This window comes from Streptomyces sp. NPDC053048 (genome assembly GCF_044547045.1).
GTDB lineage: Bacteria > Actinomycetota > Actinomycetes > Streptomycetales > Streptomycetaceae > Streptomyces.
Genome location: NZ_JBITZS010000004.1, coordinates 58,600 through 73,263, shown reverse-complemented (window position 1 = coordinate 73,263; position 14,664 = coordinate 58,600). Strand labels below are relative to the sequence as shown.

Genomic DNA, 14,664 nt, shown 5'->3' with positions numbered 1-14,664 from the left:
GCGGGGTGCCGGTCGTACGTCAGCCGCCGGCGGCGACAATGTGCGAGAGGGCGCGCTCGGCAAGGGCGGTGATGGTCAGAGAGGGATTGGCGCCGCCCACGTTGCCGGGGATCAGCGAGCCGTCGAGGACGTACAGGCCGCGGTGGCCGCGCACCCGCCCCTCGAGATCGGTGCAGCGGCCCACCGCGCAGCCGCCGAGCGGGTGGCCGGTGAACGGGAAGGGATAGTCGAGGGCGACGGACAACAGGCCGGGGTTGGCCGCCAGGATCTCCGCGTTGTGCTCCCGGCTCGCCCGCGCCGACGCCCGCTGGTGCTCCGGCCCCCAGCCCGACAGGACGACCGAGCCGGTGCGGCGGTCGAGGACGAACGTGCCCCGGTGGTCGTGGTCGACGGTCACGATGAAGGTGGCCAGGACCGGCAGGCCGCGGGCGCCCAGCAGCTGCCAGTTCTCGGCCCGCAGGGGCTGGGCGTAGCGCCGGTGGAAGAAGTACGTGGAGGCGCAGGGGGCGCCCTGCGAGGGTCCGGGGCGGTCCGTGAGGCTGGTGCGCAGGCTGGCCTGGTCGCCGTTGCCGCCGAATCCGGTGCCGACGGCGGCGGGCAGGTCGGGCAGCTCCCCGCGCTCGCGCGCCGCGACCAGCAGGCGGTTGGTGTTCAGGGTGCCCGCGCAGACGAACAGCAGGTCGCAGGTGTACTCGTCGACGTCCACGGTTCTGCCGGAGGCGTCCATGCGCCGCACCTCGAGCGCGTAACCGCTGCCCCGGCGCCCCCGCCAGACGGAGCGGACCTCGTGCAGCGGGCGCAGCTGGACGTGCCCGGTGGCCAGGGCGCGCGGCAGATAGGTGCGGTCCAGGGACTTCTTGGCCCCGTTGGAGCAGCCGAAGTCCGTCTCCCCGGCGATGGCCGAGGGGCGGACCGCGCCGCGCAGCTCGGCGCGCAGCACGTCCCAGTCGAACGCCGAGGGGGCGGGGACGGGGGCGTACCCGGCCCGGTTCATATGACGGTCCCACAGCCGGGAGTGGGTGAAGGGTGCCGACGCGTAGACGTCCTTCGGCATGGTGCTCGCCCCGAGCGCGGCCGCGGCCCGGGGGAACCAGCGCATGGCGAACTCGTCGTACCGCAGGCCCCGGGGGTAGAGGGATGTGAAGTAGGGGCGCGGCGGGGGGAGGGTGACCCCGGTGTAGACGACCGATCCGCCGCCGACGGCCGCCCCGCAGGCGATGTCGAGGTGCTTCTGGTGGGAGAGCTCCATGACGCCCGGCTGGGGGCGCACCGGAACGGGCGGCACGGCCGGCCAGGAGGCGAACCTGCGGAACCAGAACATGCGGCCGTCGATGCGCTCCTGGGAAGCGAAGACGGCCTCGGTCGGGCTCGTCGCCCACTGCCTGCCGCGCTCGAGGACCAGGGTGTCGACGCCGGCCTCGCCCAGCCGCAGCGCGGCGACGGAACCGCCGAAGCCCGAACCGATGACGACGGCCTTGAAGTGCTTGCGCGCGGCGGAGGCGGCGAAGGCCCGCGACCCCGGGGAGCCCAGCGTCGCGGCGGTGAGGGCGGCCAGCGCGCCACCCGCACCGAGGCCGGCGAACCGGCGTCGTGACAGGCGTCGTGAGAAAGGCAATGTCCCCCCATTACCCGATGGGTGAAATAGCCGGATCCGCACGATACAGCCGACGAAACGGCCGTCGGAGCCGATATGGGGCCGCGTCACGCTTTCGGCGGTCACCGTGACAGACCCACTACGCCCCGTCAGAAGCCGGGTGAGCCACACCTCCTGAACAAAAAGTCGATCGAATCGCCGCCTTTTTGTTATCCGCCTCTCCGCACCGGGTCTCCCATACGCCGGGACGCCAAGGTGGCGTGGCAGGAACGAGGTGGGCGGAGCGTGACCGGAACGAACGTGGCCGACATGGTCGAAGCGGCGCAGGCAGGGCAGGCGGAGGCGCGGGAAGAGCTCGTGGCGGCGTGCCTGCCGTTGGTCTACAACATCGTCGGACGCGCCCTGAACGGGCACGCGGACGTCGACGACGTCGTGCAGGAGACGATGATCAGGATGGTCGGCGGCCTCGGCAAACTGCGCGACCCCTCCCGCTTCCGGTCATGGCTCGTCGCGATCACGGTCAACCAGATACGCCGCCACTGGCGCACGGAGCGTCAGGACGCCCCCGTCACCGGGCTGCAGGACGCCGGCGACGTCCACGATCCCGACGCCGACTTCGTGGGGCTGACCATCGTCCGGCTGAGCCTGGAAGGGCAGCGAAAACAGGCCGCCGAGGCCACGCGCTGGCTCGACGACGAGGAACGGGCCGTGCTGTCCCTGTGGTGGCTCGAGACCACGGGTGAACTCACCCGCGCCGAGGTCGCCGCCGCCCTGGAACTCTCCCCGCAGCACACCGCCGTGCGCGTCCAGCGCATCAAGATCCAGCTGGAGACCGCACGGGCCGTCGTACGGGCCCTGTCCACCACCCCGCGCTGCCGGGAACTGGCGGCGGTCCTGGGTCTGTGGGACGGCGTCCCCTCCCCGCTGTGGCGCAAGCGCATCGCGCGGCACGCGCGCGGCTGCGCCGGGTGCAGCGGGCACTGGACCGCCCTGGTTCCCGCCGAGGGGCTGCTGGCAGGCCTCGGCCTGGTGCCCGTCGCGGCGGAACTCCTCGACCGGGTCACCCGGCGGCTGCCCGCCGCCCCCACCTCCTGTGACGTGCCCCCCACCACAGAGCCGGACGCGCCCGGGGACGGCCCCGCTGACGGTCCCCGGCGCGCCCTCGCCCGTCCCGTCGTGGCGGCCGCGGCCCTCGCCGTCGTCGCCGGCGGGGTGCTCAGCGGCTGCGACTACCTCACCTCCGCCCCGGAGCAGACCGCGCCCCAGGACGCCGCCGCCCCCAGCCGGAACGTTCCGGCAGAGGTTCGCGTCCTGCCGCTCGCCACCACCCCCGAGCCCTCCTCGCCGGCACCCGCGCGCACCGACGACGTCGCCGCCGACCGCTCCTCGGCCACCGGCCGCCGAGCCGTGACGCCGACCGCCCGCACCACCGCGCCCGCGACCCCGCCGGCCCCTGCCACCACCCCTGCCCGTACCGCGTCACCGCGGCACACGCCCCCGCCCCGCCCGCGCGAAGGGCTCGAGCAGCAGGTCGTCCGCCTGGTCAACGCCGAGCGCGCCAGGGCCGGATGCTGCCCCCTGAGCCACAACGCCGAGCTGAGCGCCGCGGCACTGCGCCACTCCGCCGACGCGCCGGGAGCCTTCGGCACCGGCCGGGCCGCCGGCCGGCAGCGGTGGCACCTGTCGGGGGTCAACACGCTCACGGGACGGCCGGACGCCGCCGCCGTCGTGACCGTGTGGATGAACACCCCCGGCCAGCGCAAGGCCGTACTCGACTGCTCGCGCACCGAGTTCGGCGTAGGCGTCGGTGTCGCCGTCAACTCCGGCGGACCGCGCTGGACCCAGGCCTTCGCCACCCGCTGACCGCGACCACCGCACCCCTCGAGCCACCGCCTGCCCGCCGGGCCGGCGCGGCGTGCCCCGCACGCCGCCGGCCGGCCACCCCCCACGCACACCGAGCGCGGGCCGGGCGGTTTCCCGGGGCCGGACGGCCCCCGCAGTAACGACCCTCCACCGAATGGGAACTGCACCATGCGCACCACGCACGACCGCACCAGACACAGGCACCGCCGGGGCAAGGCCCGGCGCCGGGTGATCGTCGCGGCGGCGGCGACGGCCGCGGCCGCCGCCCTGGCCGTCGGAGTCATCGGCATCGGTTCCGCGACGACCACGGACACCCCGCAGCCCGAGGCCAAGGGCGTCCCCGTCGCCGCGCAGCCCGTGCACAAGGCCCCGCCCACCCCGCTCAGCGAGACGCCCAAGCCCGACAAGGCCCGCGGCATGGTCTACAAGGGCCTCGACCCGGCGCCCAAGGGCGACCCCTGCGTGGGCGTCTACCGCGTCTCCGACGCCCGCCTGTGCACCCACGGCCCGGACGCGCCGCCCAAGGGCGTCGACATCACCAAGGACACCAAGCCGGTGGCCCAGGGCACGTCCGAGCCCCCGGCCCTGACCGGCGACGGCAAGCAGGCGCCCGCGGCCGCCGAGGCCCTGCGCGGAGCGACGCCCGCCCTCGACGCCCGCACCGGCGACGTCGCGGCCGCCGGCCCCGCCACCGACGCACCCAAGGCCGGCTCCGGCTCGAAGACCGTCTGCGAGGGCGACGGTTCCACCGGCAACCGGGTCCAGGTGCTGTACGTCCACGGACCCGGCCGCGACCGGTTCGGGCAGTACGCCGCCTCGTTCAAGCAGTGGGCGGCCGAGACCGACATGATCTACAGCGCGAGCGCCAAGGAGACCGGCGGCGAACGCCACGTCCGCTACGTCACCGAGGCCGACTGCACCGCGTCCGTGCTGAACGTCGAGGTGACCGACGGCGCGATGGCCGAGTTCGGCGCGATGAACAACGCGCTGGCCGCCAAGGGCTTCAACCGCCGCGACCGCAAGTACATGATCTTCGCCGACGCCCAGGTCTACTGCGGCATCGGCACCTTCAACGGCGACGAGCGCCCCGGCGCGGACAACCTCAGCAACTTCGGCCCGTCCTACGGACGTACGGACTCCGGCTGCTGGGGCGGCAGCACCCCCGCCCACGAACTGGGCCACAACCTCGGCGCGGTCAACAACAGCGCCCCGCACACCAGCAAGGCCGCGCACTGCGTCGACGAGTGGGACATCATGTGCTACTCGGACGCGCCGCACTACCCCAAGATGCAGATCATCTGCCCCGAGCGCACCAGCGACGCGCGCCTGGACTGCGGCCACGACGACTACTTCCACACCAACCCGCGGCCCGGCAGCTACCTGGCCACGCACTGGAACATAGCCAACAACCGCTTCCTCATAGCGGGAGGCGGCAGCACCGACCCCAACCCCAGCCCCACCCCCAAGCCGGACCCGACCGGCAGCACCACCCCCGACCCGGCCACGGGCCCCGCCGCGCAGGTCACCCAGATCGCCCCCGACTCGGCCCTCGTCAGCTGGCCGAAGGTCGCCTCCGCCACCGGCTACGACCTGCTCCTCAACGGCAAGAAGCACGCCGACGTCAAGGACACCTCCATCCGGATCGTCCGCCTCACGCCCGACACCGCCTACAAGGTCGCCGTCGCGGCGCGCGGCGCGAACGGCAAGGTCTCCGCGCCCGGACGCACCGCGTCCTTCCGCACCCTGCCCGCCGGCAACGGCCCGACCAAGCCCGGCGGCAAGTTCCTGCTGCTCAACAGCCTCACGGGCCAGGCCGCCGACCTGTGGGGCGGCTCCACCGCGAACGGCACGGTCGCCATCGCCTACCAGCGGCACGGCTACGCCAACCAGCAGTGGACGTTCGAGGACGCGGGCGGCGGCACCGTCCGCGTGAAGTCGGTCCAGTCCGGCAAGTGCCTGCAGCCGGGCAACGACGGCCGGGCGGTGGCCGGGCAGTACATCGCCCAGCAGCCGTGCGGCGGATCGGCCGCCCAGAAGTGGAAGCCGACCGCCAACGGCTCGGGCTCCTACGTCCTGCAGCCGCAGGGCTCCTCCCTGGCGCTGGGCATCAGCCAGCGCTGGTACTACGGGGGCAAGCTGCTCGAACTCCAGCAGCGCAACCAGCAGGGCTACCAGAACTGGACGCTGACCAAGGTCTCCTGACGGTCCGACAGCACCCTCGAACCCGTATCCCCTGAACCGGGCCGGCGACCGCGACCCACCCCCACCAACCCCCACACGCGGTCGCCGGCCCTTCCCCCACCCCGGCTTTCCCCGCTGTTCCCCGCCAGGAGTACCCGATGACCCTCCGTTCCACAGCCCTCGCCCCGGCGGCCGGACTGCTCGGCGCCCTGCTCGTCCTGGGCACGGCCGCCCCCGCCGCCGCGCACGGCGACACCATCGCCTTCACCGTCACCGGCGACCGGCCCGACGGGCACGTACGAGCCGTGGCGACCTGGGAGAACGACAACGATCCCGTGGACGAGCCGGTCGCCGGCACGCTGACGGCCCAGGACCCCAACGGCCGTACCCGCGGCCCCTGGCAACTGGTCCCCGTCGAGGGCGCCAAGGCCACGTACACCACCAAGGAGGCACTCACCCCGGGCACCTGGAAGATCACCGTGCACTGCGGGTTCCCCGACCTCGGCCACGGCGAGGCCACCGTGAACGTCCCCGCGCTCGCCGACGGAGCCACCGCGCCCGCCACGCCGTCCGCGTCGGCGTCCACGTCCTCCACACCGTCCGCCGCTCCGCCCGCCCCGCGCTCCGCCGAGGCGAAGTCCGCGTCCCGGGCCGAGGAGGACTCGGACGGCGGCGCGGACAAGGACACCGCCGCCATGGCCGTCACCGCGGCCGCCGTCCTCGCCGTCGCCGTCACCGCGGCGCTGCTCGTGCGACGGGCCCGTCGCTCGAGGTAGCAGGCCCGCCCGTCCCCGGCAACCCCGACGATCGTCAGGGGTCGCCTCCTGCCCTTCGGGTCGGGTGCGGGCGGCCCCCGCCGCATAACTTCGGCGGCATGAAACGCACTACCGAACGACAACGCGCAGGCCACGCCCACGGGCCGGCGCCGCGACCGCTGAAGGCCGCGGGGGCGCTGGCGGTCGCCGCCGCCCTGCTGGCGTGGCTGGCACCGGCCGGGACGGGGGCATCCGGGGCGGCGCTGGTCACCGGCGGCCCCTCGGCGTCCGCCTACCGCTCGCTGTCCGGAACGGCCGCCGACGCGCCCGCCTGGCTGGGCTCGCTGCTCGGGCTCGCCACCGAGGGGACGCTGGTGGCGCTCGGCCTGCTGCTGGTGTGGACGGGCTGGACCGCCCTGCGCGGGCGTGACGTGCCCGGCGTCGCCGGCGTCCTGCTGGCGGGCGCGGCCACCGTCGCCGCGTACGCGACCAGCGAGGCCCTGAAGGTGATGGTGGACGAGGAGCGCCCCTGCCGTGCGCTGTCGGGCGTCACCACCGTCAAGCAGTGCCCCGAACCCGGCGACTGGTCCTTCCCCAGCAACCACTCCACCCTCGCCGCCGCCCTCGCGGTCGGCCTGGCCGTCCTGCGGCCGCGGCTCGCCGCCGTGACCCTGCCGGTGGCCGCGCTCGCCGCGCTGCTGCGCGTGGCCGTCGGCGCGCACTACCCGCACGACGTGCTGGCGGGCGCGGTCCTCGGCAGTGCCGTGGCGCTGGCCGCGATGCTCACCCTGCGGCGGCTCGCCGTCCGGCTGGTGTCACTGACCGGATGGCCCCGGCGCGGCGGTCATGCCCGCCTCATGGGCCACGACGGCGGCAGCGGCGCGGTTGTCCACGCCCAGCCGGGCCAGGATGGAGCTGACGTGCGCCTTGACCGTCCCTTCCACCACATGCAGCCGCCGCGCGATCTGACCGTTCGACAGCCCGGCGCCCAGGTGGGCCAGGACGTCCCGTTCGCGGGCGGTGAGCGCGGCGACGCGTTCCCGGGCGGTGGCGCGCCGGCCGGCGGCGCCACCGGCGCCGGTCGCCGCCAGATGGGCGACCACCCGGGCGGCGACCTTGGGCGATAGCCAGGCGGCGCCCCCGGCCACCGCGCGCACTCCCGCGATCAGTTCCTCGGGCGGCCCGGACTTGACCAGGAAGCCGGCGGCGCCGCCGGACAGGGCCCGCAGGATGTAGTCGTCCTCGCCGAACGTCGTCAGCATCACGACGCCCGTGCCGGGCGCCGCCTCGCGGATCCGCGTCGCGGCCTCGATGCCGCTCACGCGCGGCATCCGGATGTCGAGCACGGCCACATCGGGCCGGTGCCGGCGGGCCAGTTCCACGGCCTCGTCCCCGTCCCCGGCCTCCGCGACCACCTCCAGCCCGCCGTCGGCGGCCAGTACGGCCCGCACCCCGGCGCGGATCATCGGCTCGTCGTCGGCGATGAGGACCCGGATCATCGCGCGCTCACCCCGCCAGGACGGTGCGGCTGACCAGCCGGCCGTGCCGGAAGCAGAGCTGGTACGAGTCCCCGGAGGCGTCCACGAAACGGTCGGCCGTCACCGCGTAGTACTCGCACTCGACCCCGGAGCCCTTCGGTTCGGCCGCCCTCGGCCGGTACGGCAACTGACGGTCGGGCAGCACACGCTCGACCTCCGGGCGATTCTGCCCCACGCGCAGGGAGGCGTAGTCGGCAGGGGCGATGACCATGTGGGACAGCGTCAGCGAGGCCCAGGCGATCAGCGCGCCGGCCAGGACCGCGGTGGCGAGCAGCGGCACGACGACCGCGGCGGCCACGGCCCGGCCCGCCCGGCGGACGGCCCGCCGGTGCTCCGGCGACACGGCCCGCGGAGCACTGCGGGCCAAGGGCGACGGCGGCTGCCGCGCGGGATCGTGCGGCAGCCGCGCGGTGACGGCGAAACCGTCGTCCAGCGGGCCGTACGCGAACGATCCGCCCGCCAGCCGCACCCGTTCGTCCAGACCGATCAGCCCCCGGCCGCCACCGGGCAGCGCGGCGGGGGACACCGTGGCGGTGTTCTCGACCGACACGGTGGTGGCGTCGGCCGTGTGCGTCAGGCGGACCGTCGCCCGCGCGCCGGGTGCGTGCTTGGCGACATTGGTCAGCGCCTCCTGCACCACCCGGTGCGCGGCCCGCTCGACGACCCCCGGCACCTCCCGCGCGCCCTCGACGCGCAGCGCGACGTCCAGACCGGACGCGGCGGCGCCCTCGACCAGGCGCGCGATACCGAAGTCCGCCGGCTGCGCCGGAGCGGGCTCGCTCTCCTCGCGCAGGATGCCGATCACCTCGCCCAGCCGCTCGACGGCTCCCGCCGCACGGGCCCGCACCTCCTCGGCGGCCGCTCGGTGATCGTCCGTCAGGCCGGGAGCGAGCTTCAGGGCCCCCGCCGACAGCGCGATCAGGCTCAGGTCGTGGCCGAGCGCGTCGTGCATGTCCTGTGCGATCCGGGCCCGTTCGCGCAGCCGGGCCTGCTCCGCGATCAGCCGCTGCTCCCGCTCGAGCTGTTCCGCCCGGCTCCAGCCGAGGCGCACCAGCTCCAGGTACTGGCGCAGGACCCGCCCGGCGAACCACGGCAGCAGCGCGGCCCCCACCACCATGACGACGAACAGGCCGCCCAGCGGCAGCAGCGCGGGCACGGTCACCAGCGCGGTGGCACCGGCCACGACCAGCACGCTCAGCGCGCCCATCATCGGCAGCGTGCGCCCCGAGCGGTTGCCCGCGAAGAACGCGGCGGCCGCGGCCGCCAGCCCCCACCAGGGGTCGGCCACGCCCAGCCCGGTGGTCACGACGGCGGTCAGCGCGAGCGCGACTCCCGGGTCACGCCGCTTGGTTGTTGTTCCAGACACGGATGCACGGTACGGGTGTGGCTTGTGTGACGATCCGCCGCCCTGTCACCCGTCCCTTCAGCCGCTTCAGTCGCCCAGCGCGAGGCGGAAGCCGAACGCGGCGACGACCGTACCGGTGATCCGGTCGAGCACGCGGCGCGCGGAAGGCCGCTGCAGACGGCCGCGCAGCGCGCGGGCGAAGGCGATCAGGGCGCACGCCCAGATCACGGCGAGGACGATGTGCACCCCGGCCAGCAGCACCCCGGCGGCCAGATGGGAGGAGCCGGACGGGATGAACTGCGGGAGCACGGCCACGTAGAAGGCCCCCATCTTCGGGTTGAGCAGATTGGTCAGCGTGCCCTGGCGCCAGCCGCCGCGCAGGGTGTCCCGGCCGCTGTCGGGCCCGGCCGGCGCACCGGCACCGACGGCCTCCGCCTCCGCCGCCTCCTGCTCCGCCGTCCCGCCGGAGCCGCCCTTCCGTCGCGCGGCCCAGAGCATCCGGCCGCCCATCCACACCAGGTAGGCGGCTCCCGCCCAGCGCACGATCTCGTAGGCGAGGTGGGAGGCGGTCAGCAGCGCGGTCACGCCGAGCGCGGTGAGCACGCCCCAGACGAGGGTGCCGGTCTGTATGCCGAGGACCACACCCCAGGCACGCCGCCGGCGGCCGAGCGCCGCGGTGCGCAGGATGAGGGCGGTGTCGAGGCCGGGAGTGAGGGTGAGCAGTCCGACGATCAGTGTGAAGGTCCACAGGGCGGAAATGGTGATCATGGAGCCTGACTGTAGGGCCGCGACGCGATGAACTGCCAGATTCCTGCCCGGAATCGGGCAGGAATGAAGCGATTGGTGTGCCGGTCGGGGCGATTGAGTGGCCTGGTGGCCTACAGAAAGGCGTCGAAGGCGTCGCTGAGGGCGTTGCCGATCAGGCCGGGCCAGCCCGCGGCGCCGGTGCCGAAGGCGGCCATCAGGGCGTAGCCGACGGCGGCGTCCTCCACCCGGAGGGGCGTGTCCGGGTCCGGAGACCAGTGGGCGGCGGACTCGCTGTCGCGCGTCCAGATGAAGACCGCGACGCGCCGCCCGTCGCGGCGCAGGACGCTCGAGGACTTGTCGCGCACCTCGTAGGAGTAGGCGAGGCCGGCGGTCTCCACGGTGACGCGGAAGGACGACTTGCGCAGGCGCCCGCTGCCGGGCTTCAGCCGGGCGGTCCGCTCGCCCACGGTCATCGTCAGGCGGGCGGCGTCGCGGGTGCCGATGGGGGCCTGTCCGTGATCGGGTGCCCCGTCGGACCGGACGATGGTGGTGGCCGGCAGCCGCGGGCCCCGTACCGACACCCGGCCCGGCGTGGCGCGGGGGGTCGTGACGGTCACCGGGCCGAACCGTTCGTCGTCGAGTGTGACCGTGCCGTATCGGTCCGGCTCCATGGCGCCGCCCTCCGTCGCTCGCCGCCTGTCCCGCGCATCGGTCCATGAGACGCCGGAGGTCCCGGGCCGGGTTGCCGGTCCAGGATTTTGAAGCGACTGCTTCAAAACGTGCTAGTGTCCGGCTCCGGGCGATGCGGGCGAACGCCGCGCGCCGATTGTGAAGCAGTCGCTTCAAAATAACTGGGAGGGGTATTCGCATGCCATTGGTCGTCTACGTCCTGTCGCTGGGCATCTTCACGCAGGGGACCTCGGAGTTCATGCTCTCCGGGCTGCTGCCCGGGATGGCCGCCGATCTGGGGGTGTCGATTCCCGACGCCGGGCTGCTCATCTCGGCCTTCGCCATCGGCATGGTCGTCGGGGCGCCCCTGCTGGCCGTCCTCACCCTGCGCTGGCCGCGCCGCACGGCGCTGGTGTCCCTGCAGGCGGCCTTCGTCCTGGCGCACGTGGTGGGTGCGCTCGCACCCGGCTACGGAGTGCTGTTCGCCACCCGCGTCATCGGCGCGCTGGCCTACGCCGGGTTCTGGGGCGTGGCCGTGGCCACGGCGGTGGCCGCGGTGCCGGAGGCCGCCAAGAGCAGGGCGGTGGCCCTGGTGGCCGGCGGGCTGACCCTGGCCACCATCGTGGGCGTCCCGGCCGGCACCGTCATCGCCCAGGTCTCCGGCTGGCGGGCCGCGTTCTGGGGCGTCGCCGTCGCGACCGTGATCAGTCTCGTCTGCACCTGGTTCGCCGTCCCCGCCGGGCGCACCGGCGCGTCCGGGCGGCCCGCGTCGGTCCGGGCCGAGCTGCGCGGCATGGCGCGGCCGCGGCTGTGGCTCTCGTACGCCATCACCGCCTTCGCCTTCGGCGCGGTCATCGTCACCTTCAGCTACCTGGCGTCGCTGCTGACCGAGGTGAGCGGAGTGCCCGAGGGCTGGGTGCCCGGCGTGCTCGCCCTGTTCGGCGTCGGCGGACTGATCGGCCTGGTGATCGGCGGGCGCACCGCCGGAACCCGGCCGCTGGCAACCCTGGGCTGGGGGCTGGGTGCCCTCGTGGCCGCCTCCGCCCTTGTCGCGCTGACCGCGGGCCACGCGGCAGTGGTCGTCGCGCTCGTCTTCCTCCTCGGTCTGGCCGGCTATGTGACCAACCCCGCCCTCCAGTCCCGCGTCTTCACCCTGGCCCCCGACGCCCCGACCTTCGTCGGCGCCGGCAACACCGCGGCCTTCAACGTCGGCAACACCCTGGCCCCGATGCTGGGCGGCCTCGCCATCGACGCCGGGTACGGCTACGCGTCCGTGGCCTGGGTCGGTGCCGCGCTGGCCGCCGCGGGATGCGCGGGTGTCCTGTGGGCGGCCCGCCTGGAACGGGCAAACGGGATGAATTGCATTGGTCTGCTTCATCGGCCGCCGCCCCGTGCCGAGTCCGCCGATGCATCCGCGACGGCGATGATCGCCCGGTAGGTGGCGGTGTCCTCGGGTTCGCCGACGGGCCTGCCCTCGGCCTCCACCCAGGCGTGCGCCCCGAACGGCGAGGTGCGTACCCCGCTGCACCAGGTGGGCCAGTGGCCGCGCATCCGGCACAGCAGGGCGGTGGCCAGGGAGCGTGGGAGGCAGTAGCGGCCCGCGCACAGGGTGCTGACGGCTGTCACCTGCCGCCGTGCCCGCAGCGCCTCGTCGTAGCGGGCGGGCCTGGCTCCGCGCCGTGCCAGGCCCAGCACCGCGCGGATGCGGCGCGGCGGCAGGTGGGTGAGGAGCCGGGCGGCGGCAACGGCGGTGTGGACGGTGAGCCGGGTGCCAAGCGTGGGGCGGTGGCCGTCGGTGTCCAGGATCTGGCTCACGAGTCGGTCACCAGCCCCGCCGTGGCAAGGTGTGCGACCAGGGCCGTGACGTCGGCGGTGGCACGCTCAGGGGTGACCGGGCGGGTGGCGGCGAGCCGTTCGGCGGCCTGTGCGGGCGTGGCGCCGTCCAGCAGTGCCTGCACGATGAGGGCTCCGGTGCCGTTCAGCTGCCAGTAGTGCCCGGCGCGTTCGTCGAGCAGAACCATGCCGTCGCCTGTGGCGCAGGCGGTGACATCATCGTGCAGTCGGTGCACTGTTCATCTCCCTCGTGCCGTCCGGGGTGTGCTGGTGCTCCAGGCCGCGCAGCCACGCCTCCACTGCGAGGGTGGCCTCGAGCTCCGCGATCTGGCCGATCAGCAGTTGGGGCGAGAGCAGGGCGCGGCGCAGCGCGTCTTCGTCGGCCAGTCCGGCGGCCACCAGGCGGGAGTCCTCGGCCCAGGTCGCGAGCACGTGTCGGCTGCGGCGCAGGCCGCCCAGCCACTCGTAGCCGAAGTGGTCCTTGGTGGTGCGGCGCAGGATGGTCTCGGGCACCAGGCCGTGCATGGCGGCGGCGAGGAGCGGTTTGTAGGACCAGGGGCTCGCGGCCTCGTGCGGGCGGGCGGCGAGCGCGGCCTCGATCACCGCATCGTCGCAGAACGGGCTGTGAAGCGGCAGCCCGGCCGGCGCCCCGCTGTGGGCCAGATGTCCGGCGACACGGCCCCCGTGCTGCGCGGCTGCGGTCCACACGTGCCGGCCGCGTTCGGGGTGCAGTGGTTCGGCGGCGTCCCTGGCCGCGGCGCGCAGTCGCTCACCGCACAGTTGCAGGGCCTGCTCGCTCGCCCAGGGCGGAAGATGCGGGCGCAGTCCCCAGCGCAGGTCGTCCCCGGCCGGCGGCGTGTGCAGCAGCCCGGCGGCCTCGGTGAGCCAGGCGGCGTAGGAGCCCCGGTCGAGCAGCGTCCTTGCGATCATCTTGAGGGGCCGGCGGTGTCGCGCCCGCCATCCGGCCGCGTGACGCAGGCCGGCCGCGGGTGAGTGCCGCAGCAGGGCGTGCACGTAGGCCGGTGAGGGCTGGACGACCTGGTCCCCGCCGAAGCCGGACAGCCGCAGTAGGGCCCCGCGCGCCCGCATCTGCTCGGCCAGGTATTGCTGCTGCACCCGTGCACGCAGGACCGCGGTCGGCTCGTCGCCCTCCACGCGGTCGTCCAGGCCGCTGAAGTAGGCCGGCAGATCGGCCGAGGCGAACACCAGATGCTCGATGCCCGGCAGATGCTCTGCGGCCCGGCTGGCGTAGAGACGGTCCTCGTTGTTGGCAGCGCCCGCGTCCAGGGTGACGGTGACCAGCCGGGCACCCGCGTGTGCCGCCAGGAAGCACAGCGAGGTCGAGTCCATCCCGCCGGACAGGTCCGCGCCCACCACTTCACCCGGTCGGACCCGCAACGCGACCGCCCGCTCCAGTGCCTCCCGCAGTCCGGTGGCGGCCTCACCCAGGGAAAGGCCGGCCGCGGGCTGCCGCCACCAGCGCCGGGTGCGCACCTTGCCGCCGCGCGCCAGTTCCATGGCAGTGCCGGGCCGTACGACGTGCACGCCACGCCACAGCGCGCCCTCGGCAAGCGGATGCGGAACGGTGTCAGCGGTGAGCTGCAGCGCCAGCTGCGTGGTGTCCAGCTCCGCCCCGGTCAGGCGGGCCAGGACGCGGGCCTGGTCGGCGCAGACCGTGACGCCTGCGGCCTCGGCCCGGTACACCCGTCGCTGCCCGGAGAAGCTGCCCCGCACGTACGTGTGCCCCGCGACGGACGCGAGCACGTGAAAGCAGCCATGGGCGCCCGACAGTGCCGGCTCGATGTGCGTGGTGTCCGTGATCTGCCGAGCTCTCGCGGTCAGTTCGGCGGGCCGCAGGGAAGACATCCCGGCGACCGCCAGGCGCACGTCACCGCTGACGCAGATCGTCAGCTCCTCGTCCGGCCAGCAGCCCACCAGCCACGGACGGCCGGAAGCATGCGGCACGAGGTGGAGCACGGCCGGACCGGCGAGGCTGCGCAGGCGATCGAGGAGACCGGGTGCGTGAGCCCGGTCGGGAAGGACAACGAACCAGCAGGCCGGCGTGGCGCCCATCAACATCTCCAGGGTGGGAGGGCGAGTGACAGCGTGGGGGCCGGCGCCGGGTGCCGGGCCAGGCCC

General features: G+C 74.5%; 12 protein-coding genes and 1 pseudogene. 5 read left to right on the top strand and 8 right to left on the bottom strand.

Going from position 1 to position 14,664, the window contains the following annotated elements; all coding sequences use genetic code 11:
• Positions 1-19 precede the first annotated feature (19 nt).
• The gene (locus ACIG36_RS11455) at positions 20-1,615 is read right to left on the bottom strand and encodes a GMC oxidoreductase (protein ID WP_399925534.1); all 1,596 of its coding nucleotides are present in this window, start codon (positions 1,613-1,615) and stop codon (positions 20-22) included.
• Positions 1,616-1,879: 264 nt separating this feature from the next.
• Between ACIG36_RS11455 and ACIG36_RS11450 the strand changes: the two genes are divergently transcribed.
• The 4 genes and pseudogenes from ACIG36_RS11450 to ACIG36_RS11435 all read left to right on the top strand — a co-directional run.
• On the top strand, positions 1,880-3,457 hold the full coding sequence (locus ACIG36_RS11450) for a sigma-70 family RNA polymerase sigma factor (protein WP_399925532.1): 1,578 nt from the start codon (positions 1,880-1,882) through the stop codon (positions 3,455-3,457).
• Between the two features lie 168 nt (positions 3,458-3,625).
• Positions 3,626-5,659 carry an RICIN domain-containing protein gene (locus ACIG36_RS11445; protein WP_399925530.1) on the top strand — a complete coding sequence of 678 codons (2,034 nt, stop codon included), beginning with the start codon at positions 3,626-3,628 and terminating at the stop codon, positions 5,657-5,659.
• A gap of 137 nt (positions 5,660-5,796) precedes the next feature.
• Complete coding sequence (locus tag ACIG36_RS11440) at positions 5,797-6,414, top strand: hypothetical protein (protein WP_399925528.1); 618 nt, start codon at positions 5,797-5,799, stop codon at positions 6,412-6,414.
• A 98-nt stretch (positions 6,415-6,512) separates the two neighbouring features.
• Positions 6,513-7,172, top strand: a pseudogene (locus tag ACIG36_RS11435) (phosphatase PAP2 family protein); the annotation flags it as partial.
• A 36-nt stretch (positions 7,173-7,208) separates the two neighbouring features.
• Here ACIG36_RS11435 and ACIG36_RS11430 read toward each other — a convergent pair.
• From ACIG36_RS11430 to ACIG36_RS11415, 4 genes are all read right to left on the bottom strand, one after another.
• Positions 7,209-7,892 (bottom strand): response regulator, encoded by a 684-nt coding sequence (locus ACIG36_RS11430; RefSeq protein ID WP_399925526.1) that lies wholly within the window; start codon positions 7,890-7,892, stop codon positions 7,209-7,211.
• Between the two features lie 7 nt (positions 7,893-7,899).
• Entirely contained in the window at positions 7,900-9,297 is a 1,398-nt protein-coding gene (locus ACIG36_RS11425; protein WP_399925524.1) for a sensor histidine kinase, read from the bottom strand.
• Positions 9,298-9,363: 66 nt separating this feature from the next.
• A complete protein-coding gene (locus ACIG36_RS11420; protein WP_399925523.1) occupies positions 9,364-10,044 on the bottom strand; it encodes a LysE family translocator in 681 nt (226 codons plus the stop codon).
• A gap of 110 nt (positions 10,045-10,154) precedes the next feature.
• Positions 10,155-10,694: a hypothetical protein gene (locus ACIG36_RS11415; protein ID WP_399925521.1), complete on the bottom strand. Its 540-nt coding sequence runs from the start codon at positions 10,692-10,694 to the stop codon at positions 10,155-10,157.
• Between the two features lie 197 nt (positions 10,695-10,891).
• Here ACIG36_RS11415 and ACIG36_RS11410 point away from each other — a divergent pair, with 197 nt between their 5' ends.
• The gene (locus ACIG36_RS11410) at positions 10,892-12,130 is read left to right on the top strand and encodes a Cmx/CmrA family chloramphenicol efflux MFS transporter (protein ID WP_399925519.1); all 1,239 of its coding nucleotides are present in this window, start codon (positions 10,892-10,894) and stop codon (positions 12,128-12,130) included.
• On the opposite strand, the gene ACIG36_RS11405 is transcribed toward ACIG36_RS11410, so the two are convergent.
• From ACIG36_RS11405 to ACIG36_RS11395, 3 genes are read right to left on the bottom strand one after another with little or no spacing between them, the layout of a single operon-like run.
• Entirely contained in the window at positions 12,067-12,507 is a 441-nt protein-coding gene (locus ACIG36_RS11405) for a lasso peptide biosynthesis B2 protein (RefSeq protein WP_399925516.1), read from the bottom strand. The genes ACIG36_RS11410 and ACIG36_RS11405 overlap by 64 nt on opposite strands.
• Entirely contained in the window at positions 12,504-12,761 is a 258-nt protein-coding gene (locus tag ACIG36_RS11400; RefSeq protein WP_399925515.1) for a lasso peptide biosynthesis PqqD family chaperone, read from the bottom strand. The genes ACIG36_RS11405 and ACIG36_RS11400 overlap by 4 nt, the downstream gene beginning before the upstream one ends.
• Positions 12,742-14,598, bottom strand: a complete 1,857-nt coding sequence (locus ACIG36_RS11395; RefSeq protein WP_399925513.1) for an asparagine synthase-related protein — start codon at positions 14,596-14,598, stop codon at positions 12,742-12,744. Before ACIG36_RS11395 ends, ACIG36_RS11400 begins: the two co-directional genes overlap by 20 nt.
• Positions 14,599-14,664: the final 66 nt, after the last annotated feature.

Coding starts and splice junctions, on each gene's coding strand:
- ACIG36_RS11445 (WP_399925530.1), top strand. CDS start 3,626: ATGCGCACCACGCACGACCGCACCAGACACAGGCACCGCCGGGGCAAG.
- ACIG36_RS11440 (WP_399925528.1), top strand. CDS start 5,797: ATGACCCTCCGTTCCACAGCCCTCGCCCCGGCGGCCGGACTGCTCGGC.
- ACIG36_RS11430 (WP_399925526.1), bottom strand. CDS start 7,892: ATGATCCGGGTCCTCATCGCCGACGACGAGCCGATGATCCGCGCCGGG.
- ACIG36_RS11420 (WP_399925523.1), bottom strand. CDS start 10,044: ATGATCACCATTTCCGCCCTGTGGACCTTCACACTGATCGTCGGACTG.
- ACIG36_RS11415 (WP_399925521.1), bottom strand. CDS start 10,694: ATGGAGCCGGACCGATACGGCACGGTCACACTCGACGACGAACGGTTC.
- ACIG36_RS11410 (WP_399925519.1), top strand. CDS start 10,892: ATGCCATTGGTCGTCTACGTCCTGTCGCTGGGCATCTTCACGCAGGGG.
- ACIG36_RS11395 (WP_399925513.1), bottom strand. CDS start 14,598: ATGGGCGCCACGCCGGCCTGCTGGTTCGTTGTCCTTCCCGACCGGGCT.